22 protein-coding genes are annotated in these 20,440 nt (G+C 72.0%); 15 read left to right on the plus strand and 7 right to left on the minus strand.

What is annotated here, in order from left to right; all coding sequences use genetic code 11:
- The first annotated feature begins 22 nt into the window (after positions 1-22).
- Together ACFFBG_RS00880 and ACFFBG_RS00885 are read left to right on the plus strand one after the other, a co-directional pair.
- On the plus strand, positions 23-1,471 hold the full coding sequence (locus tag ACFFBG_RS00880) for a mannitol dehydrogenase family protein (protein ID WP_375474668.1): 1,449 nt from the start codon (positions 23-25) through the stop codon (positions 1,469-1,471).
- 9 nt (positions 1,472-1,480) lie between these two features.
- Positions 1,481-2,260 (plus strand): HAD family hydrolase, encoded by a 780-nt coding sequence (locus tag ACFFBG_RS00885; protein WP_375474670.1) that lies wholly within the window; start codon positions 1,481-1,483, stop codon positions 2,258-2,260.
- Positions 2,261-2,285: 25 nt separating this feature from the next.
- Here ACFFBG_RS00885 and ACFFBG_RS00890 read toward each other — a convergent pair whose 3' ends face one another.
- On the minus strand, positions 2,286-2,489 hold the full coding sequence (locus tag ACFFBG_RS00890) for a hypothetical protein (protein WP_375474672.1): 204 nt from the start codon (positions 2,487-2,489) through the stop codon (positions 2,286-2,288).
- A 162-nt stretch (positions 2,490-2,651) separates the two neighbouring features.
- On the opposite strand from ACFFBG_RS00890, the gene ACFFBG_RS00895 reads away from it, so the two are divergent.
- Positions 2,652-4,112, plus strand: coding sequence for a CHAD domain-containing protein (locus ACFFBG_RS00895; RefSeq protein ID WP_375474674.1), 1,461 nt, complete (start codon positions 2,652-2,654; stop codon positions 4,110-4,112).
- A 71-nt stretch (positions 4,113-4,183) separates the two neighbouring features.
- Here the strand turns inward: ACFFBG_RS00895 and ACFFBG_RS00900 are convergent, their stop codons facing one another.
- Entirely contained in the window at positions 4,184-4,429 is a 246-nt protein-coding gene (locus ACFFBG_RS00900; protein WP_375474676.1) for a hypothetical protein, read from the minus strand.
- Positions 4,430-4,577: 148 nt separating this feature from the next.
- Between ACFFBG_RS00900 and ACFFBG_RS00905 the strand changes: the two genes are divergently transcribed.
- Positions 4,578-5,567, plus strand: coding sequence for a helix-turn-helix domain-containing protein (locus ACFFBG_RS00905; RefSeq protein ID WP_375474677.1), 990 nt, complete (start codon positions 4,578-4,580; stop codon positions 5,565-5,567).
- Positions 5,568-5,582: 15 nt separating this feature from the next.
- On the opposite strand, the gene ACFFBG_RS00910 is transcribed toward ACFFBG_RS00905, so the two are convergent.
- Both ACFFBG_RS00910 and ACFFBG_RS00915 read right to left on the minus strand, forming a co-directional pair.
- Positions 5,583-6,536 (minus strand): hypothetical protein, encoded by a 954-nt coding sequence (locus tag ACFFBG_RS00910; protein WP_375474679.1) that lies wholly within the window; start codon positions 6,534-6,536, stop codon positions 5,583-5,585.
- Positions 6,537-6,591: 55 nt separating this feature from the next.
- Positions 6,592-7,617, minus strand: a complete 1,026-nt coding sequence (locus ACFFBG_RS00915; RefSeq protein WP_375474681.1) for a helix-turn-helix domain-containing protein — start codon at positions 7,615-7,617, stop codon at positions 6,592-6,594.
- A 277-nt stretch (positions 7,618-7,894) separates the two neighbouring features.
- Here ACFFBG_RS00915 and ACFFBG_RS00920 point away from each other — a divergent pair, with 277 nt between their 5' ends.
- The 4 genes from ACFFBG_RS00920 to ACFFBG_RS00935 all read left to right on the plus strand — a co-directional run bounded on the left by ACFFBG_RS00920 (position 7,895) and on the right by ACFFBG_RS00935 (position 12,465).
- Positions 7,895-9,046 (plus strand): anion permease, encoded by a 1,152-nt coding sequence (locus ACFFBG_RS00920; protein ID WP_375474683.1) that lies wholly within the window; start codon positions 7,895-7,897, stop codon positions 9,044-9,046.
- Between the two features lie 13 nt (positions 9,047-9,059).
- A complete protein-coding gene (locus ACFFBG_RS00925) occupies positions 9,060-9,305 on the plus strand; it encodes a hypothetical protein (protein WP_375474685.1) in 246 nt (81 codons plus the stop codon).
- An 87-nt stretch (positions 9,306-9,392) separates the two neighbouring features.
- A complete protein-coding gene (locus ACFFBG_RS00930; RefSeq protein ID WP_375474687.1) occupies positions 9,393-9,623 on the plus strand; it encodes a CDGSH iron-sulfur domain-containing protein in 231 nt (76 codons plus the stop codon).
- A 139-nt stretch (positions 9,624-9,762) separates the two neighbouring features.
- On the plus strand, positions 9,763-12,465 hold the full coding sequence (locus tag ACFFBG_RS00935; RefSeq protein WP_375474689.1) for an FAD/NAD(P)-binding protein: 2,703 nt from the start codon (positions 9,763-9,765) through the stop codon (positions 12,463-12,465).
- Here the strand turns inward: ACFFBG_RS00935 and ACFFBG_RS00940 are convergent.
- Complete coding sequence (locus ACFFBG_RS00940) at positions 12,458-12,799, minus strand: Rieske (2Fe-2S) protein (RefSeq protein WP_375474691.1); 342 nt, start codon at positions 12,797-12,799, stop codon at positions 12,458-12,460. The genes ACFFBG_RS00935 and ACFFBG_RS00940 overlap by 8 nt on opposite strands.
- Entirely contained in the window at positions 12,796-14,082 is a 1,287-nt protein-coding gene (locus ACFFBG_RS00945) for an alpha-hydroxy-acid oxidizing protein (RefSeq protein ID WP_375474693.1), read from the minus strand. The genes ACFFBG_RS00940 and ACFFBG_RS00945 overlap by 4 nt, the downstream gene beginning before the upstream one ends.
- Before the next feature lie 163 nt (positions 14,083-14,245).
- Here ACFFBG_RS00945 and ACFFBG_RS00950 point away from each other — a divergent pair, with 163 nt between their 5' ends.
- The 7 genes from ACFFBG_RS00950 (at position 14,246) to ACFFBG_RS00980 (ending at position 20,109) form a co-directional block, all read left to right on the plus strand.
- On the plus strand, positions 14,246-15,046 hold the full coding sequence (locus ACFFBG_RS00950; RefSeq protein ID WP_375474695.1) for a TetR/AcrR family transcriptional regulator: 801 nt from the start codon (positions 14,246-14,248) through the stop codon (positions 15,044-15,046).
- A gap of 260 nt (positions 15,047-15,306) precedes the next feature.
- Positions 15,307-15,942 (plus strand): hypothetical protein, encoded by a 636-nt coding sequence (locus tag ACFFBG_RS00955; protein WP_375474697.1) that lies wholly within the window; start codon positions 15,307-15,309, stop codon positions 15,940-15,942.
- Positions 15,939-16,370 carry a phage holin family protein gene (locus ACFFBG_RS00960; protein WP_375474699.1) on the plus strand — a complete coding sequence of 144 codons (432 nt, stop codon included), beginning with the start codon at positions 15,939-15,941 and terminating at the stop codon, positions 16,368-16,370. Before ACFFBG_RS00955 ends, ACFFBG_RS00960 begins: the two co-directional genes overlap by 4 nt.
- Before the next feature lie 73 nt (positions 16,371-16,443).
- The gene (locus tag ACFFBG_RS00965) at positions 16,444-17,025 is read left to right on the plus strand and encodes a DUF3618 domain-containing protein (protein ID WP_375474701.1); all 582 of its coding nucleotides are present in this window, start codon (positions 16,444-16,446) and stop codon (positions 17,023-17,025) included.
- A 36-nt stretch (positions 17,026-17,061) separates the two neighbouring features.
- Positions 17,062-18,174: a YihY/virulence factor BrkB family protein gene (locus ACFFBG_RS00970; protein WP_375474703.1), complete on the plus strand. Its 1,113-nt coding sequence runs from the start codon at positions 17,062-17,064 to the stop codon at positions 18,172-18,174.
- A gap of 107 nt (positions 18,175-18,281) precedes the next feature.
- Positions 18,282-19,061 (plus strand): DUF2382 domain-containing protein, encoded by a 780-nt coding sequence (locus ACFFBG_RS00975; protein WP_375474705.1) that lies wholly within the window; start codon positions 18,282-18,284, stop codon positions 19,059-19,061.
- Positions 19,062-19,146: 85 nt separating this feature from the next.
- Positions 19,147-20,109, plus strand: coding sequence for a hypothetical protein (locus ACFFBG_RS00980; RefSeq protein ID WP_375474707.1), 963 nt, complete (start codon positions 19,147-19,149; stop codon positions 20,107-20,109).
- Positions 20,110-20,186: 77 nt separating this feature from the next.
- Here ACFFBG_RS00980 and ACFFBG_RS00985 read toward each other — a convergent pair whose 3' ends face one another.
- The gene (locus tag ACFFBG_RS00985; RefSeq protein ID WP_375474709.1) at positions 20,187-20,390 is read right to left on the minus strand and encodes a cold-shock protein; all 204 of its coding nucleotides are present in this window, start codon (positions 20,388-20,390) and stop codon (positions 20,187-20,189) included.
- Positions 20,391-20,440 lie beyond the last annotated feature (50 nt).

Below are 20,440 nucleotides of genomic sequence, written 5' to 3' on the forward strand. Positions count from 1 at the left end.
CGGCCGCCGCGGAGGGGAATAGATGACGCAGCAGTTGACGCCGATGTCGGCGACCCCGGATCCGGATCTGGACTCGAATCGGGTTCGGGTCGGGGCGGCTGGGCAGCTTCGGCCGCCCGCCTATGACCGGGACGCGCTGGCGCCCGCGGTCGTGCACATCGGTTTCGGCAGCTTCCACCGCGCGCATCAGGCGGTCTACTTCGACGACCTGGCGCGGTCCGGCTGCGCCGATTGGGGCGTCGTCGGAGTCGGCGTGCGCCGGCCCGAACTCGGACGGGTGCTCGAGGCGCAGGGCAATTTGTTCACGGTCGTGCAGCGCGATGGCCTGGTCAGCTCGGCGCGCGTCGTCGGCTGCGTCGTCGAGTACCTGCTGCTCGCCGACCGGCCGGGCGACGTCGTGCAACGGCTCGCGGACCCGCGCGCCAAGCTCGTCACGTTGACGATCACGGCCGACGGCTACGACACGCGAAGCGTCGAGTGCGCGGCGATCTTCGGCGCGCTGGCCGCCGCGCTGGCGGGCCGGCGCGCGGCGGGCGTCGCTCCCTTCACGGTGCTGTCCTGCGACAACACGCCGGACCCGCAGGCGGCGCGCCGCGCGACGCTGTGGGCCGCGCAGCGGCGTGATCCGGCGCTGGCGGAGTGGGTCGAGCGGCATGTGAGGTTCCCGGTCAGCATGGTCGACCGGATCACCCCGCAGACCTCGCTCGACGAGCGCGACCGCATCGCGTTGGAGTTCGACGTCCTCGATCGGTGGCCGGTCCTGACCGAGCCGTTCGCGCAGTGGGTGATCGAGGACGCGTTCTGCAACGATCGGCCGCCGCTGGACTCCGTCGGCGTGCGGTTCGTCGACGACGTGGCGCCGTACAAGCTGATCAAGACGCGGATGCTCAACGGCGTCCACACTGCCGTGGCGTATCTCGGCTACCTTGCCGGCGCGCGGCGGACCAACCAGGCGATGGCCGACATCGCGCTGCGCCGGTTCGCGAACGTGCTCATGCGCGACGAGATCGCGCCCGCGCTGCCCGGCGACGTGCGGGGGATGAGGCTGAAGGGCTACCGCAAACAAGTGCTGATTCGGCTGGCCAACCCGGAGATCGGCGACGAGCTGGCTCGGCTGTGCGCCCGCGGTTCCCGCAAGATGCCCGACTACGTGCTGCCCTCGCTGCATTCCGCGCGCGCCGAACGCCGGCGCGCCCCGCTGTGCACGCTCGCGGTCGCGGCGTGGATCCGCTACCTGGGCGGGACGGACCTCGACGGACGCCCGATCCAAATCGACGACCCGCTGCTCGACGAGCTGCAGCCGCTCGCGCGGGGCGGCGCTACGGGCATCCGCACTCTGCTCAGCCGCGACGAGCTGTTCGGCGGCCTAGGCGCGGACGCCGAGTTCGTCGAGGCCGTCCAGCGGTACGTCGAGTTGATCGACCTCCGCGGCGTCCGGACGGCGATCTCGTTCGCGACGGACGGCGGATGATCGCTGCTCGTGACCGAGCCGCGCGCTGTGGCTGACGGCGCCGCGGCCGACAGCGTTTGCGGCTTCGCGACCGGTCGCACCACGACGTTGCTGCTGGACGCGGACGGCACGTTGTTCCCGTCCGAGGAATCTGCGTTCGAGGCGTCCGCACTCGTGACCCAGGCGTTGGCCGACCATTACCGGTTGGCCGGCGACTTCCGGCCCGGCGCGCTGCGGGTCGAATCCACCGGCAAGAACTTCCGCAGCACGGTCGGCGAGCTGCTCGCCGCGGCGGGGGTCAGCGCGGCGCCCGCGGACGTCGAGCGGTGGATCGAACGGGAGATGCTGGAGGTGACGGCCCACCTGCGCGCGACGTTGCGGCCGTCGGCGCAAGTGAGCGCTGCGCTCACGCGGCTGAGCCGGCGGTTCCGGTTGGCCGCGGTGAGTTCCAGCGCGTCGACTCGGTTGACCGCCTGCTTCACCGCGTGCGAGCTCGACGAGCTGGTCCCGCCCGCTGTCCGTTACAGCGCCGAGGACAGCCTGCCCAGCCCGCTCGGCAAGCCCGATCCCGCGATCTACCGGCACGCGCTGGCCGAGCTCGGTGTCGCCGCCGACGAGGCGGTCGCGATCGAAGACTCCGGCAGCGGCGTGACGTCCGCGGTGGGCGCCGGCATCCGGACCCTGGGCATCGTGCAGTACGTCCCGCCGGCCGAGCGCGCCGAGCGCGCGCGGCAACTGCGGGCTGCGGGCGCCGTCGCGGTGGTCGAGAACTGGGACGACCTCGCGGACGGGTTGACCTCGTCGAGGTGAGCCGTCGCCACGCGTGATGGCGGCCTCACCCTGGCGGCGCGTCCTCCGGCGGCTCGGGCGCATCCGCGGCCTGCTGCCGCTCCTGTTCGCGGGTCAGCGCGGCGACGATCGCCTCGTCGGTGTCTGCCTGCCGGCGCAGATCGTGGGCCGCCTCGTCGCGCTCCTGCTGCTGAGATCGCCGCAGGGCCTCGTCGATCTGCGCCGTCCGCTCGTCCTCCTGCTCGTCCATGCGGCGCACTGTACGAAGCCAAGGTGAACAGAACGGATCGCCCGGCGCGCGGCCCTGCGCAGCGTCGACCGTCTGCCCATCGACAGCACACCTCGCTGCGCTGAGAATCGGCGTGTCGGCGAAGATAGAGCCGCCGGTCAACTCGCACTGGAAGGTTTCGTCGTGGCAGAGAAGTCGAGCACTGCGCAGCGCGAGCGCGAACTGAAGTTCGACGTCCCGGATGGGTGGACGGTTCCGGACCTGCGCAAGCTGATCGGCGTCGACGGCTCGGTGCGCGTCGAGGAGCGGACGCTGGAGAGCACCTACTTCGACACCGACGCCCGCGAGTTGCTCGACGCCGGGCTGACGTTGCGCCGCCGAACCGGTGACGACGACAGCGGATGGCACTTGAAGGTGCCCGCCGGCGACGCGCGCACCGAGATCCGCCTGCCGCTCGGCGGTCGTGGCGTTCCTCTCGAGCTGCGGGAATTGACGACCGGCATCCGCGGCCGCGCCGCGCTCAAACCGCTCGCCACTCTGCGCACGACGCGGATCGCGCACCAGCTCCTGGACGGCGACGGCACGCCGCTGCTCGAGGTCGTCGACGACACCGTGCGCTCCAGCACCCAGCGCGAATTCGCGGTGCTGCGGCACTGGCGCGAGGTCGAGGTCGAGCTTCTCGAGGGCGGTGCCGAGAAGTTGCTGCGAAGAGCCGCCGCGCTGCTGCGCAAGAACGGCGCCTGGCCGGCCGAGTCGGCCTCGAAGCTGGCGCGCGCGCTGGATGTGGCCACTCGGCGCCCGCGCGAGTCGGGCACGCTGTCCGGCGCCGTGGGGCGCTATCTCGACGAGCAGTACGAGGTCTTGCTGCGCGGCGACATCGCGCTGCGCCGCGGCGGCTCGGGCGACCCCGAGCATGGCGAGCTCATCCACAAGACGCGGGTCGCCACCCGTCGCTACCGAAGCGTGTTGCGGGTTTTCGCGGGCGCTCTGGACGAGGCTCGCGCCACCGGCCTCGACGGCGAGCTGGCGTGGTTCGCCGCCGCGCTCGGCGAGATCCGCGACCGCCAGGTGCTGCGCGCCCATCTCGACGCCGCGCTCGATGAGTTGCCTGCGGAGTTGGTGCTGGGCCCGGTGCGCACGCGAATTCACCAGACTCTCGCCGCGGAGCAGCAACGGGCCGAGGCCGAGCTGGCGCAGCACGTGCGCAGCCGCCGCTACGTCAACCTGCAGGCCGAGCTGCGCGCGTGGCGCGCGTCGTTGCCGCTGCTGGAGGACGCCTCCGACGCCGAGCTCGAGCGCTATCTCGACGACGCGGAGCGCAAGATCGCAAAACGCGTCCGGGCCGCCGAGTCGACCGACGACTCGGACGAGGCGTACCACCGGGTACGCAAGGCCGCAAAGCGGGCGAGGTACGTCGCAGAGCTGGCCGGTCCGGTGCTGGGCAAGCGCGCCGGCCGCCTCGAACGGCGGGCGAAAGAGGTGCAGACCCGTCTCGGCGACCGGCAGGACGACGTCGTCGCCGCGTCATTCCTGCGCCGGTTGGGCGCCGCCGCCGGTGTCGCGCCGGGGGAGAATGGCTTCACCTTCGGCCTGCTCTACCAGCGGGAGCGCACTCGGGGCGGACGGATCCACCCCCGCGGTTAGCGTCACAACGCAGGGCGTCGGGGCTGCGTCAGGCCGAGCAGAAGTCGGCGGCCGCGGGCCGGCCGGCTGGGTTAGCCTGCCTCAGCCCGGCGCTCGGCCCCGGTTTCCTCCGCGTAACCGAGGTCCTGCCCGGCGACGCGGCCGACGAACTCGTCGTTGGGGGTCGTCCCGGTCGTACTGCCCTGGTCTGGCTTGCGGGAGTCCGGCACGCCGCCGGTGTCCCGGCTGTCGACGCGCGCCTCGTCGGGTTCGACGTCGGACTCCGCGGTCCGTCGCTCGCTGTCGGCTGTGCCGCCGGCCTTGCTGCCATCGCTCATGAGCTGGACGTTCCCGGCAAGCCGTGCTTGTTATCACAAAGCGGGGCCGCTCGCGACGACGGACGCTTGCGGGCAACCGCCGACGTCCCTAAATTTCGGTGTGGGAGCGGACGAAGAATCGCGATTGCACCGGACGGAAGGCGAGGTCATGGCAGAACCTGTGGGCGTTCTCGACGCCCCGTCGGCCGGCGCCGTCGCCTGGCTCGACGTCTCAGCGGACAATCCGGACACCTTCACCGGTCGACGTCGCACCGGCCCGTTGGGCATGCAGATCGCCCCGCTGCGGCACGCCCGCGCGCCGTACTTCTTCAAGGGCGCTCGGCTACGCGGCTCGCGGTGCGTGTGGTCGGCGTCAACGGTCAGCGGCACGGAGCTCTACCGCGCGCCGCGCACGCCCGTGCAGGCGCCCTTCGACCAGGGCGTGCACCTGCTCGCGCGCCTCGAAGGCGGCGGCTCGGTGTTCGACCCGGTAGGGGTGTCCACCGGCGTGCTGGAAGTGTTCGAGGCGAGCGACGAGATCAGCGAGCAGTTCGTCACCAACACGCATCTGTTCACCCTGAACGTCCCGCTGGCCTCACTGGGCATGGACGCGTCGGTGGTTCGCTCGATGACTGAGCAGACCTACGAGCTGACCCCATTTCAGTCTCAGGTGTTGCGCGGCGCTGTAGGCCTGTTGCTGGTCGGCGGCGAGGAGCTGACCTCGTCGTCAAGCCTGATCGGCGTCGACCGCTTCCTCGCATCGACGGCCGCTCTGCTGCTGCGCACGTCGGTGCGTCGTGCCAACCCTGACCTCGCTCAGGTCGAGCACCTGCGGCTGCGCACCGACGCGATCATCTTCGAGCAGGCGGCCGACCCGAACCTGACGCCAGCCAGCATCGCCACGCAGCTCAGCATTTCGCTGCGCCAGCTCTACCGCGCGTTCACCGGCTCCGAATCACCGGCAGCCCGAATCCGCCGCCGGCGGCTCGAGCGAGCCGCGGAGATCCTCGCGACCCGATCCGGCCCAGGGCAGGTCGAGCGGGTTGCGCTGGAGTGCGGGTTCGCCTCCGCCGAATACTTCTCCCGCGCGTTCCGCCGGGAGTTCGGGTTGAGCCCGCGCGCGTACCGCTCGGCGCATCGCGAGTCCGCGCACCGCTGACGTCCGCCGGCCGGCCTATTCGCGTTGCGCGCGGTCGAGCTGCTGCTGGGCGGTGCGCCGTCGGCGCCGCGCGTCGCTTTGCTCGATGCGAGCCGCGGCCACCGCGCGCTTCGCGACGTCGAGCGCGGCGGACGCCGCGGCGACCGCGCGTTTCGCGCGATCGGCGTCGGCACGGGCGCCCGACTCCCGTTCCCGGGCGGCGGCCAGCTCGGCGTCGACGTCGTCCAGGTCACGTTGCAGAGCGGCGATCCTGCGCTCGGCCTGACGCTGCGCGGCCGACAGACGGGCCGGCGGCGGCTCGTCCGTCTGCGACGTCTTCGGACTCTTCGCCGCCTTCGGGGCCGCCGTCTTCGCCGCCTTCGGGGCCGCCTTCCGGCCCGCCTTCGTGGCAGCGGCCTGCTTCGGGTCGTCGCCGCCATCCGCGTTCCTGGCGCGCTCGGCCGGGACGCCGCGACCGCCGGGCACGAGCCTGAGCTGCGGCGCGGCGTCGGCGGAGAAGCCGAATCCCGACCACTGCTCCGCGCGCAGCAGCCGGCCGAGCCGCGCGGCGACGTCGTCGTCGGCGAGCGCGGCGTCGAACGTGCCGCTGACCTCGTCGCGGAGCGCGGCCGGCGGGTCAGCCCGGCCGGCGGCGCGCAACGCTGCGCCGGTCAGCTCTTGGACGAGCGCGCGACGCCGCCCGGCCAGCTCGCGCAGCAGCGCGGTGTCCAGCCGGTCCTGGGCGGCGCGCAGCTCCTCGCCCAGCGATCGCAGCTGCTCGACGGCGTCCGGGTGCGCGAGCGCGTACGCGTTTGCCACCCAGGCGGACACGGTCGGCTTGCGGGCCTTTGCCAGCGCTCGCGCGGTGTCGCCGTCGCCCGCCCGCTTGGCCTGTCCGGCCAGGTGCGTCCGCAGCGCGAGGAAGTCCTCCGGCGCGGCGGCATAGAGCTGCCGGAAGGCAGCTGTCAGCATGTCGTCGGACGTGGTCATCGCCGGTCAGTCTGACCTAGCTGCAATTGCGCCGTCGACGTCTAGCGAGCCGCGCTCACGTGTCGAGGGTGACCCGCGGGGTGGTGCGGTAGCGACGACGGTAGGTGGCGGTGAAGTGGCTCTGGCTGACGAAGCCCCAGCGGGTCGCGACCTCGGCGATGGTCAAGCCTGAGCGGGGGTCGGCGGCCAGCAACTCGTCGTGCGCGCCTGCCAGCCGGCACCGGCGCAGGTACTCGGTCGGCGTCATGCCGAGGTGCTGGCGAAAGGCGGTCTGCAGGCGGCGCGCGCCGACGCTCGCCGCGGACGCGATGTCGGTCAGCGAGATCTGCTGCTGGGCGTTGGCCTCGATGAACGCGCACGCCCGGCGCACAGCCGACGGCAGCGCGACGCGCTCGGCGTTCGGGACGACGTCGGCCGACAATTGGCCGGTGGTGATGACCTCCTCGGCCACCTCGCGAACGGTGACGCCGCGCTGCTCGCTCGCTCGGGCCAGCATGTCGAACGCGACCGTGTCGGCGATCGTCAGCGAATGCATCAGGATCCCCGCGGCGATCGAGACCCGCCGGTTGTCGATCAGCGTCGTCTGCAACGCCCGCCAGCGCACCGACAGCGACAGGCCCCACAGCGCTGTGTAGGCGTAATTGCGAACTAGGTCGAGATGCAGGGCGGGATGCGCGTCGGCCGTGATGGCAGCGCGCGCGTAGATCACCAGGGTCGCGGCCTGCGGCGCCACCGGCAGCACGTGGAGCACGCGCACGCCCGCGTCCGTGGCGATCGCGCGGGCGAAGAGGGTCCAGCCGACGGACTCGCCGCCGGCCGCGACGGCGGCCAAGTCCCCGATCGCCTCAGCGCGTTGCGCGTCCAGTCGAGGCGACAGCGGCTGCCCGCTGGCCACGAGCGCCGCGCCCTGCTCGTGGTGCAGGACGAGGTCGGCGGAGCAGCCGGTGAGCAACGCGTCCGTGAACTGCACGATCCGGCCAAGGGCGGACTGTTCGCGCGGGCCGCGGGCGAAAAAGAGATCGGCGGCGATCCGCGAGGGACCGCCGTGAGCGGCGTCGCCCTCGTGTGCCGGAGCGTGCACTCGCACTGTTTCGCTCATCCCCCCCGGCCTTTCCTGGGGCTCGCGGACTGCCCCCACCCCATTCAGATACCACGAAAGCAGGGCACGGGCGTCCGGGCAAATCTACACACAGCGCACGCACACGCGAATGTGTCGCAAATTGACCGCTCAGTCCCGTCGAGACACCCGAGCCGGCTGCCCCGAGCATGCCGTGCGCGGCAGCTGAGGCAAATGAATAGTCCGTGAACCCTCCGTCCGCAGGTGAGGCGCCGGCGCGGCGCGCGGGCAGCCTGCCACCATGCAGCACACCTGGTTGCTCGTCCTCGTCATCGTCTTGGCGGTGTCGTTCGACTTCACGAACGGGTTTCACGACACGGCGAACGCGATGGCGACGTCCATCGCGACCGGCGCCCTGAAACCGCGGGTCGCCGTCGCGCTGTCCGGTGTGCTCAATCTGGTCGGCGCCTTCCTGTCGGTGTCGGTCGCCGCCACGATCGCGAGCGGCATCGTGGACTCGGCGAGGGTGACGCTGCCGATCATCTTCGCCGGCCTGCTCGGGGCAATCGGGTGGAACGTGGCGACGTGGTACTTCGGGTTGCCGTCGAGTTCGTCGCACGCGCTCGTAGGCGGAGTCATCGGCGCGACGGTGGTGGCGGCCGGTTTCAGCGCGATCAAGGGATCGTCAATCCTGTCGAAGGTGATCGTGCCGGCGTTGCTCTCGCCGTTCATCGCCGCCCTCGTCGCCGGGTTGGCGACGTTTCTCGCGTACCGGATCTCCCAGCTGAACAAGCCCGCGCAGGCCGAGCGCACCAAGTCGACGTTCCGCTACGGCCAGCTCGCGTCAGCGTCGCTTGTCTCGTTGGCGCACGGCACGAACGACGCGCAGAAGACGATGGGCATCGTGACCCTCGCGCTGATCGCGGATCACCGGCTGGGCAAGCACGCCGGGCCGCCGTTCTGGGTGATCCTGATGTGCGGGCTAGCGATTTCGGCCGGAACATACCTCGGCGGATGGCGGGTGATCCGCACCGTCGGGCACCGGCTGTTCCACATCGAGGCGCCTCAGGGATTCGCGGCCGAGACCGCGTCCGCCGCGGTGCTGCTGATCAGCACGCACGCGGGCGCGCCGCTGTCGACGACGCAGGTGACGACCGGCGGCGTGATCGGCGCGGGTCTCGGCAAGAATGCGTCCGAGGTCAAGTGGGGCACTGCCGGGCGGATGGTCACGGCGTGGATCCTCACGATCCCGGCTGCGGCTGTTGTCGCGGCGGCTATCGGGCTCGTGACGAAGAACGGCAACGTGGTCGGGGTCGTCGTCATGACGGTCCTCGCCGCCACGGTGCTCGCCGGAGTGTGGCTGCGCTCGCGGACGTCGCCGGTCAACGCGGACAACGTCAACGAGGACGCCCGCCCGAATCCCGAGCCGGCGCGGGCCGGCGCGGCCGTGTGAGGGGAGCGGCGTCATGTCCGATGTCATCGACTGGGCCACGACCGGCCAGATCCTCGTCGAGTCCCTCGCCGCCGGGGTGCTGATCGTCGCTGCGTTCGCGCTGGGCGCCCGGCTCATCTCGTCGGCGCAGGACGGTTCCGCGCGGCCGGACGGCGCGGCGCAGACCGGCTTGGTCGGCAGATACGCCTTGGCGGCGCTGTGCTTCGCGCTCGCGGCCGCGGCGGTCGGCCTCGGCGTCTACCTGACGATCGACAAGTAGCCGGCGCCGCTGGCTGAATCGCCGCGCGGGTACTGCCGCCGCCCGAGTGGGTAGCGACATCCCAACGGTTCGGACAGGGAGCGCGGCATGGGCAAGCGCGGCACGAAAGGCGATCGCGCGGACGCGACCGTCACCGTCTACCCGGACGGGCCGTTGATCGTCCGCGGCGACGTCGAGATCCGCACCGTCGAGGGGCGGACGGTCGAGCGGTCGGGCTCGCCGATCGCGCTGTGCCGCTGCGGCCGGTCGGCGGTGAAGCCCTACTGCGACGGCAGCCACCAGAACGCCAGGCTCGCCGCGACCCGGGCGACCGAATAGCCCACTGTCGGTCGTCGTCTGCCGCTAGTATGTCGACTTATCCAGTAGGCAAAGAAGGGATTGTTGCCGTGGGTTGTCCGTGTCGTTTCGCCTGTTGTCACGCCGGCCCGGGAAGCACGCCTCGAATGACAAGGCGCGGATGACAACGCGCGCGTGCGTCGCCGTCATCGGCGCAGGCGCGAGCGGGACGATCGCCGCCGCGCACCTCGTCCGGCGGGCGGGCGATCGCGGCCGGCCGATCGACCTGCTGCTGATCGACTCCGCGCCGGCCGGCCGCGGCCTGGCCTACTCGACGACTGACCCGCGGCACCGGTTGAACGTCCCGGCGAAGGGCATGAGCGCCTGGCCGGATGAGCCCGACCACTTCCTGCGCTGGCTGCGCCGGCACGTCGCCGTCGACTTCCCGGCCGGCGGCTTCGCGCCGCGCGTGCACTACGCGCAGTACCTGTCCAGCGTGCTGGACGCCGCAGCCCGCACCGCGGGGGAACGCGCGGACGTGCGGCTCGAGCACGTGCGCGGCCGGGTCGCCGATGTGCGGCGGATCGGGCGCCGGCTGCGGCTCGCGTTCGCCGACGGCACCAACCGGCCTGCGGACGCCGTCGTGCTGGCGTTGGGGCACGGCGAGCCGGCCACGGCCTGGGCGCCCGCGCAGCTGCGCCGCGAGCCGCGCTTCGTCGCCGACCCGTGGCGACCGGCAGCCGAGCCGACCCTGCGACACGGTGACGAGGTCGTGATCGTCGGGGCCGGGCTGACCGCGGTCGACATGGCGCAGAGCTGGGGACGCGAAGGCGTGCGCGTCCACATCGTCTCCCGGCACGGGATGCTGCCCCTGCCGCATGCGAACGCGCCCCAACCCCCCGTGACGGTGCCGCTCCCGGCCGTCGGCGACCGGCTGCCCGCGACGCTGTCCGCGGCCCGACGGGAGGTCTTCGCGGCGATCCGGGCGGCCGACGGCGACTGGCGCCGCGTCGTCGACGGGCTCCGGCCGATCACCGCGACGCTCTGGGCCGGGCTGCCCGATGCCGAGCGGCGGGCGTTCCTGCGCGCGGCCGGGCGCAGGTGGGATCGCGTCCGGCACCGCGTCGATCCGGCGGTGCACGACTGGCTGGCGCAGCGCCGCGCGGATGGCTCGCTGGTCGTGCACGCTGGCACGGTGGCCGCGGCCCACTCCGACGGCGACCGGCTGGCGATCACGCTGTCCGACGGCACGGAGGTGCGCGCCGCCGCCGTGCTCAATTGCACCGGCAGCTGCACCAGCATCAATCGCAGCGCCGACCCGCTGATCATGAACCTGACGAGCTCGGGGCTGATCCGCTCGGGGCCGCTCGACCTCGGGCTCGCGACCGACGAGCGCGGCCGCCTGCTGCCGGACCGGACGAGCGGCGCGGCCGCGATCTCTGCGCTGGAACCGGCGGCGATGTGGACGCTGGGGCCGTTGCGGCGCGGCGAGCTCTGGGAGAGCACCGCGGTGCCGGAGATCCGCGCGCATGCGGCCCGACTCGCCGGCGACGTGCTGGACGCCTTGCCGAGCGAGGCGCTGCGCCGCCGCCCCCGCGACCCCTACGGGCTGCCGATCAGCGCGTCGGCGGGCGCGGCCGGCGCGTACGTCGGCGCGCTGCACCGGATCCTGCGCGTGCAGTCCGGCGCCGAGGCGCTCGTCGCCGACGCCGTGACCGTCGATCCGGAGTTCGCCCTCGGGCACGCCGTCCTCGCCGTGCTCGGCGTGGAATGGGGCGCGGACGTGGACGTCGAGGCGGCTCTCGCCAAGGCGCACGCGCCGGGCGCCCGCGCCGACGAGCGCGAGCGGCGCTTCATCGAAGTGGCGACCGCGCGGGTCCGCGAGCCCGGCCCGCAGTCCGCGGCCGCGCTGATCGCGTACCTGCAGACGTACCCCGAGGACGCGCTCGGGGTGAGCCTCGCGGTGCCGACCATCGCCTTCGGCGGCGCCACCGACGTGCCGACCGAGGCCTGGGCGCTCGTGGACACGCTGCAGCCAGCCTATGGCGACGACTGGTGGTATCGCGGCCTGCTGGCGTTCACCCGGCAGGAGCAGGAGCGTTACGCCGAGGCCGGTGAGCTGGCCGCGCTTGCGCTCGCCGCTGAGCCTGCCGCCGGCCACGCCGTCCATGCGAAGGCGCACGTGCATTACGAGACCGGCGACCACCAGGCCGGCCTCGACTGGCTGGACGCGTGGATCGCCACCTGCGGCGCGAAGGCCTCGCATCGCGCGCACTTCTCGTGGCACGCCGCGCTGCACGAGCTCGCGCTGGGGGAGGAGCACGCGGTCGTCGCACGCTACGCCGCCCAGCTCGCGCCGCCGCATGTGTCCGGCGTGCGCGCGCTGGTCGATTCCGCCGCGCTCTTGTGGCGAGCGCGGATGACGGGGACTGCGCCGCTCGGCGACATCCGCGCGGTGCTCGACGTCGTGCCGGCCGGTTTGCTCGCCGCCCCGCCGACGCCGTTCGTGGCGCTGCACGCCGCGATCGCGATGGCCGCCGCGGGCGATTGCGCCGGACTGGCGAGGTTGCGGCGCGACGCCCGCGCGCACGAGTCGGCCGCGTTCCGCGGCATCATCGCGCCGCTCGCCGCCGCGCTCGGAGACGTCGTCCACGACGATCCGGAGGCGGCGATGGCGACGCTGCTCGCACTCGGCGACGAGGCGGCGTTGACGCCGCTCGGCGGCAGCGCCGCGCAGCGGGAGATCGTGCGCGAGACGCTGCTGCACTGCGCCGTCGCCGGCGGCCGCCCAGACGTCGCGGTCGATCTGCTGTCCGAGCGGATCGGCCGGCGCGACTCTCCGGCGGACCGGGCGCGCCGAGATCAGCTGGTGCGGCTCAGCTGACCGTGAGCTTGCCGTCGGCGGCGCGTCGGAGCCGGCCGATCCGCAGCCGGGCCACCCGGCCGAAGGCGCGGATCGCCTGGGTGTAGCCCGGCGTCGGCCCATGCCAGCCGAGGAATCCGCGCGGGCCGGTGACCATCTCGCCGGTCGTCACGTCGTATCGGCTCCGGTGCCACGGGCAGACCAGGCAGCCGTCGGCGTCGACGCTGCCCCGCGACAGGTCGGCGAACTGGTGCCGGCAGCGGCGCGAGACGGCGAAATCCTGGCCGCGGCTGTTGCCGATCGCCCACCGGCCGAGCCGGCGCACCGTTCCCGGCGACAGCAGCGAGGCCGTCATGGCGCGGCCGCCAGCAGGTGCGGACCGAGTTCGGCGATCGAGGTCACGCCGCACAGCCCCAGCGTGAGGTCGAGTTCGGCGATCAGGTTGTCGAGCACGGCGGCAACCCCTTCCTGGCCGGCGACCGCCAGCCCGTATACGTATGGCCGGCCGACGAGCACCGCCTGCGCGCCGAGCGCGACCGCCTTGGCGATGTCGGCGCCGCTGCGCACGCCGCTGTCGAGCAGCACAGTCGCCCGGCCGTCGACCGCGGCCACCACGTCGGGCAGCGCGTCGAGCGCGGCAATCGAGCCGTCGACCTGCCGCCCGCCGTGCGTGGACACCACGATCCCGTCCACGCCGAGGTCGACGGCGCGCCGCGCGTCGTCCGGGTGCAGGACGCCCTTGAGCACGATCGGCAGGTTGGTGCGCGCGCGCAGCCCGGCGAGGTCGTCGAAGGTCAACGACGGCCGGGAGTAGATGCGCAAGAACGTCTCGACGGCGGCCCGCGGCAGCGGCGAGCGCAGATTGTCGGCGAACCGGCCGGGATAGTTGCGCGTCAGGTCGACCAGGGTGCGGACGGTCGCCGGCGTGATCCGCGGCCGCCCGGCGCTCGGCGCCACGCCGTCCAGCAGCCGGCGGAACACCGGGTCGGCGGTGTACTGCGCGATGCCCTCCCCGCGGGCGAATGGCAACGAGCCGAGATCGAGATCGCGCGGGCGCCAGCCGAGCATGGTGGTGTCGAGGGTGACGACGACGGCGCCGGCCTTGATCGCGGCGGCGCGGCCGAGGAAGGAGTCGACGAGCTCGTCGGACGTCGACCAGTACAGCTGGAACCAGCGCGGCGCGTCGCCCATCGCGGCGGCGGTGTCCTCCATCGCGACCGACGCCTGGTTGGAGAACACGAACGGGACGCCGTGGGCCGCGGCGGCGCGCGCGACCGCCAGGTCGGCGTCGGGATGGGCGAGGGACAGCACGCCGATCGGCGCGAGCAGCAGCGGAGCGGGCAACGCGGCGCCGAGCACTTCGGTGCGTAGATCGCGACGCGAGACGTCGCGCAGCACGCGCGGCACGAGTCGCCAGCGGTCGAACGCGGCGCGGTTCGCCGCCATCGTCGCCTCGCCGCCCGCGGCGCCCTCGACGTAGGCCCAAGCACGCCGCGACATCTTGCGTTTCGCCTGCAGGGCAAGGGTTTCCGCCGCCGTCGACACCCGTGGCCGGCGGCCGCTCACCCCGTCGCGATAGATGCGGTCCTGCACTCGCCGCCCGGCGCCGACCGCCGCCCCCACGACCGGATTGCCCATGACCCCAGCCTAAGCCGCTCCCGCAGTCCCAGACCGGCCGCGCCGCGGTCTCCTGGACATGATCGACCCACCCCGTCTACGCGAGAGGGCGAGCGGCAACAATGGACATGTGTCGGCGAGTAACGATCAGCCTCCCGGGCGACGGGGCGCCCGCGGTCTGTCGTTGGAGCGCATCGTCGCCGAGACGCTCGCCCTGATCGACGACGAGGGCATCGCGATGACCTCGATGCGCTCGGTCGGCGACCGGCTCGGAGTGCGCGCGATGTCGCTCTACCGCTACGTGCGCAGCCGCGACGAGTTGTTCGATCTGGTGGTCGAGCACGTCGTCGATGAGCTCGAAGCCGATCCGGAGGTGCGCCGCGACGCCTCGGCGGGGTGGCGCGATTACCTGTCCCGGCTTGCGTGGGGGGTGCGTCGCTACGCGCGCGCGCACCCGCACGCCTTCCCGCTCGTGGCGACCCGGCCGCCGGAGGCGCCGTGGATCAATCCGCCGTTGCGGTCGCTGCGCTGGGTCGAGGAGATGCTCGGCAATCTGCGCGCGGCGGGGTTCGACGACGAACAGGTGCTCTTCGCCTACCGCAGCTTCAACAGCTTCCTGCTCGGCTATCTCCTGCTGGAGACGAGCGCGATGGCGCTGCGCGATCCGAAGCCGGGCGACGGCTCCTTCCAGCGCGGCGGCCACACGGACAGCTCGGCGGCCGGCGACGCCGAGCCCGCCTCGGCAGCGGATCCGATCCCAGGCTCGCTCAGTCCGACCCGCACCGTCGACGACCGCGCCTCGCTGGACGCGGCCGAACACCCGCACGAGCTGATCGATCCGGTCGGGGAGGTCGACTCCGTTCGGTTCCCGATCGTGCGGGAGCTGCGGGCGGGGCTGACCGAGGACCGCTACGAGGCCGAGTTCGTGGCGGGCCTCGACCAGCTGCTCAATCGGATCCAGGAAGCCCTGCCTGCGGGCAGCTGAACGCCCAAGTTGCCCGTTTCGCGCCTCACGAGAATTACATCCCGACGAACCTGTTATCAGCGTCGCAAAGCGGGCAGGTTTCGGGTGTAAGGGCAGTGCGGTTCCAAACTCGGGACGCCACTGCTAGCGAAGCGATCGCCGGGCGCTGTGGCAGCGGCAGCGCTCCTCGATCGTCCAACCATCACCCGCACACGTCCTCGTCGGCCTGACCGGCCGACTGCTGGCGCGCGCTCGCGGGTCCAGACGTACTCGGAGAAACCATGACCGATCAGTCGTTCACCGGCCACGAGACCGGACACCCCTCCCCCTACTCCGAGCCGGTGCTGACCGTGCCCGGCCTGTCCGCCGAGCCGACCGCCGCCGACGGGTCGGACTCTGCCGCCGACTCGGCGAAGCAGAAGGCCGCGGACACCGCGCAGGCCGGCAAGCAGGCGGCCGGCGACGTCGCGTCGACGGCGGCCGACAAGGCGCAGGACGTGGCGCAGGAGGCGAAGGCGCAGGCCCGCAATGTGGTGGGCGAGGCCCAGTCGCAACTGCGCGAGCAGGCGAAGGCGCAGCATCAGAACGCCATCGGCACGCTGCGATCGCTGGGCGACGAGCTGAACTCGATGTCGAGCAGCGGCGACCAGTCCGGTCAGGCAAGCGCGCTCGTCGGCCAGGCGGGCGAGCGGGTGCACGGCGTGGCGTCCTGGCTGGAGTCCCGGGAGCCCGGGGACCTGCTGGGCGAAGCCCGGACATACGCGCAGCAGCATCCCGGCACTTTCGTGCTCGGCGCGTTGGCGGCCGGGGTGCTGGCCGGCCGGCTGACCCGCGGCGTGGTCGCCGTCCACCAGAACGACAGCGGTGACGCCGAAACCGCCACGAACACCGACGCCACGCCCGGCGGCCTGGCGTGACCGCGTCATCTGGCCCTGCCGCGCAGACCGCCGCGCCCACGGCGGACTCCGACATCCGCGAGGTGTCGGTCGGCCAGTTGCTGGGCGACGTGACCAGGGACCTTTCGACGTTGATGCGCCAAGAGGTGGAGCTCGCCAAGGCCGAGGTGAAAGCCGAGGTGGCCAAGGCGGGCAAGGGCGCGGGGATGCTCGGCGGCGCCGGTTTCGCCGGCTACATGGTCGTGTTGTTCCTGTCCTTCGCCCTGTGGTGGGGGCTGGCGAACGCGATGGACGTCGGGTGGGCGGCGCTGATCGTGGCCGTCGTGTGGGCGGCGATCGGCGCGGTGTTGTTCGTCGTCGGCCGCGGCACGTTGCGCAAGGTCAACCCGAAGCCGGAACGGACCGTGGAAACGGTGCGCGAAGTGCCCGGGGCGTTCAAGTCCCAGTGATCCAAGTGCGCGAATGCAGTGAGCCGGCCCGCTTTCGGCAGGCACCCGAGACTTCTTTGAGGAGACAGACGAGATGACGACCCCTGATGAGATCCAGCAAGAGATCGAGCGGACCCGCGCGCAGCTCAGCGGCGACGTGGACCGGCTCAACGAGAAGGTCTCGCCCAGCAAGGTGGTGGGCCGGCGCGTGGACAGCGTGAAGACCAGCGCTGCGTCGCTGCGCGAGAAGGTGATGGGCTCGGCGCAGGGCGCCAACGGCAACCTGGGTTCGGGCGTCTCGAACGCCCAGTCGGCGCTGCAGGACAAGGCCTCGAGCCTGTCGAGCGCGGCGAGCAACGCGCCGCAGGCGGTCAAGTCGCAGGCGCAGGGCAACCCCCTTGCGGTCGGGCTGATCGCGTTCGGCGTGGGCTGGCTGGTGTCGTCCCTCGCTCCCGCGTCGCAGGCGGAGCAACAGGTCGCGGCGCAGGCCGAGGCCAAGGCCAAGCAGCTCGCCGAGCCGGCCAAGCAGGTCGGTCAGGAGATCGCGCAGAACCTCAAGGAGCCCGTCCAGCAGTCGGTGGAGCAGGTCAAGACCGCAGCGACGGACGCCGCCCAGGACACCGCAGACCAGGCCCGGCACGCCGCGGACGACGTCAAGCAACCCCTCCAGCAGTAGGCGAATCCCCACTCTCCAGGAACCAGAGGAACCTCCATGGCCAGCACAGCGCACGCGAACGGCGCCGACGCGAAGCCGCCGAAGGGCGACTCGCGCGCCGCCGAGGACGGCTCAGAGCGGTCCGCCGAAGACGCCTCGGGCCAGTCGGCCGGGCGAGAGCCGGAGCAGCCGACGGACATGCCGAAGGCCGGCTGGGTTCAAGTGCTCAAGCGCTCGCTCAAGCAGTTCAAACACGATGACATCACCGACCGGGCGGCCGCCCTCACCTACTTCGGCGTGCTGGCCATCTTCCCGGCGATGTTGGTGCTCGTCTCGGTGTTGGGCCTGCTGGGCAAATCGACGACGCAGACCGTGCTGAACAACCTCGGCACCGTCGCCCCGGGCGGGGTCAAGTCCTTCCTCACGACGGTGATCAACCAGGTGCAGGGCAAGGCCGGCACTGCTGGCATCGCGGCGATCATCGGTATCGCGGTGGCCTTGTGGTCGGCGTCCGGCTATGTCGCCGCGTTCATGCGGGCGTCCAACGCCATCTACGACGTGGATGAGGGCCGGCCGATCTGGAAGACGGCGCCGGTCCGGCTGCTGACCACTCTGGCGCTGGTGATCATGCTGGTGCTGGCCCTGGTGCTGGTCGTCGTCACCGGCCCGATCGCCACCCAGGTGGGCAAGGCGTTCGGCATTGGCGACACCGCGGTGCTCATCTGGGACATCGCCAAGTGGCCAGTCCTGCTGATCATCGTCAGCGTGATGTTCTCGTTGCTCTACAAGGCCACGCCGAACGTCAAGCAGCCGAAGTTCAGGTGGGTCACGCCCGGCGGAGTGATCGCGGTTGTCGTGTGGCTGCTCGCCTCGGCCCTGTTCGCGGTGTACGTCGCCTTCTCCGGCTCGTACAACAAGACCTACGGCTCGCTCGCCACGGTGATCATCTTCCTCGTCTGGTTGTGGATCACCAACATCGCCATCCTGCTGGGCGCGGAGTTCAACGCCGAGACCCAGCGCGAACGGCACATCCAGGCCGGCATGCCGGAGGACCTGGAGCCGTTCGCCGACCTGCGGGACACCCGCAAGCTCGACGACGACGAGAAGGAGCGCGCCGAGCGCGCCAGCAAGGTCCGCGAACGCACGATGGGTTCCTCGGACGGCCGCTGAGCGCGGCGCATTCCAGCACGAAGTGACGACGCCGCCAGATCGCGGCTCGTCGCAGCCCGACCGGTGACGAGATCCGCCGCCGGAAACCCCCGAAAAAGGAGTTCCGCATGACCACCATCAGCGATCCCGCAACGATTGCCGGCGCCACGGTCGTAGACCGCGACGGCGACAAGATCGGCAAGGCAGGCCAGGTCTACCTGGACGACACCACCGGCCAGCCGGTGTGGGTGACCGTGAAGACCGGCCTGTTCGGCAACAAGGACAGCTTCGCCCCGCTCGCCGGCGCCAGCCAGGACGGCGAGAACCTGACGCTGTCGGTCGACAAGGCCAAGGTCAAGGACGCGCCGACCGTCGAGGACGACGGCCACCTGAGCGAGCAGGAGCAGGACGCGCTCTACGACTACTACGCCGAGGTGATCGGCAGCGCCCGGCCGGCCAACGAGGGCACGTTCGACGCCGACACCACCGGCGGCGCCGGCGGCCCGGGACACGACACCTCCGGCCCGAACACCGACAACGCCATGACCCGCTCGGAGGAGCAGCTGCACGTCGGCACCGAGCAGGTCGCCGCCGGCCGCGCGAAGCTGCGCAAGTACATCGTCACCGAGAACGTCACCCAGACGGTGCCGGTCTCGCACGAAGAGGTCCGCGTTGAGCGCGAGCCGATCACCGACGCCAACATCGGCGACGCGGCCGACGGCCCGGCGATCAGCGAGGAAGAGCACGAGGTCACCCTGCACGCAGAGCGGCCGGTCGTGCAGAAGGAGGCCGTGCCGGTCGAGCGCGTGCGCCTCGCCACCGAGACGGTCACCGACCAGGAGCAGGTCAGCGAAGAGGTCCGCCAGGAGCGGATCGACGTCGAGGGTGACGGCACCGCCACCCGCTAAAGCGAACATCTCGGGCCGGAGCGGGCGACCGCTCCGGCCCGGGCTCATGCCGCGGCGCCGAGGCCGCGCGGACGAGGAGATCCAAATGGACAACGAAGAACACGTCAGCCCGCGGCGCACCCTGCCGCGCACCCGCGGCGCGACGAGCGGGCTGTTGTTGCTGCTGCTCGGGTTGTGGGGCGCGCTGATCCCGTTCGTCGGCCCCTACTTCCACTTCTCCTTCACCCCGGACAAGGCGTGGACGTGGATGGCTGCGCGCTTTTGGCTGGAGGTGTTGCCCGGCGCCGTCGTCGTCATCGGCGGTGTCCTCCTGCTGCTGAGCCGCAGCCGGCTGACGACCCTGCTCGGCGCCTGGCTCGGCATCGCCGGCGGCGCCTGGTTCATCGTCGGGCCCAGCCTGGCCTCGCTGCTGCACCTCGGCTCGCCGGGCACGCCTGCCGGCTCGAGCAACGGCTTGCGCACGCTGGAGTCGCTCGCGCTGTTCAGCCTCTTGGGCGCCGTCATCCTCTTCCTCGCCGCCAGTGCATTTGGCCGGCTCTCGGTCGTCAGCCTGCGCGACGTGCGCGCCGCCGAGCGGGAAGAGCGTCAGCTGGCCGACCAGCGCGCCGCTGACGAGGCGATCCGCGAGCGGCGGATGGCCGAAGCGCGCCGTGAAGAGGAGCACGCTCGCGTCGACCAGCGACTCGCGGATGAGCGGCGCGGCGAGTCGGAGGCACCCGCGCGCCAGAGCGAAGATGTGTCCGAGCACGACGACGCCGCTCAGGACAACGACGAAAAGCCCGGGCTGGCCGAACGCCTGCACCTGCCCGGCCGCGGCCACCAGGACAACGATCAGGGCGGCGATCAGAGCAGCGGCCAGGACAGCGGCCGTCGCGAGGTGCCCGCGGTCCCGGCACAGGGGGGTCAGCAGCCGCAGCAGGGTTACCCGCAGCAGGGTTACCCGCAGCAGGGCTATCCGCAGCAGGGCTATCCACAGCAGGGATACCCGCAGCAGCCCGGCACCGGCGCGACGGCGGCCGAGGAAGCGGGCCAGCCGCCAAGTCGCTGAGCTGCGCAAGAGCTTGCGGACGACGAAAAGCGCCCCGCCGACCTGAGTCGGCGGGGCGCTTTCTTACGTCTGGTGCGTCAGACGGCGCGCACGTCCTCCGCCTGCAGGCCCTTCTGGCCCTGCGTGGTGGTGAACTCGACGCGCTGGTTCTCTTCCAGGCTGCGATAGCCGTTGCCGCTGATGGCGGAGTAGTGAACGAACACGTCCTTGCCGCCGTCGTCCGGAGCGATGAAGCCGAAGCCCTTCTCGCTGTTGAACCACTTGACGGTGCCTTGAGCCATTGCCGATCTCCTCGTGCAGGCGTGCGGTCGGCGCACCGTGCGCCGGCCGG

Origin of the sequence: uncultured Jatrophihabitans sp., from assembly GCF_964251945.1 — a bacterium.
In the GTDB taxonomy this organism is placed as follows: Bacteria; Actinomycetota; Actinomycetes; order Mycobacteriales; family Jatrophihabitantaceae; genus Jatrophihabitans.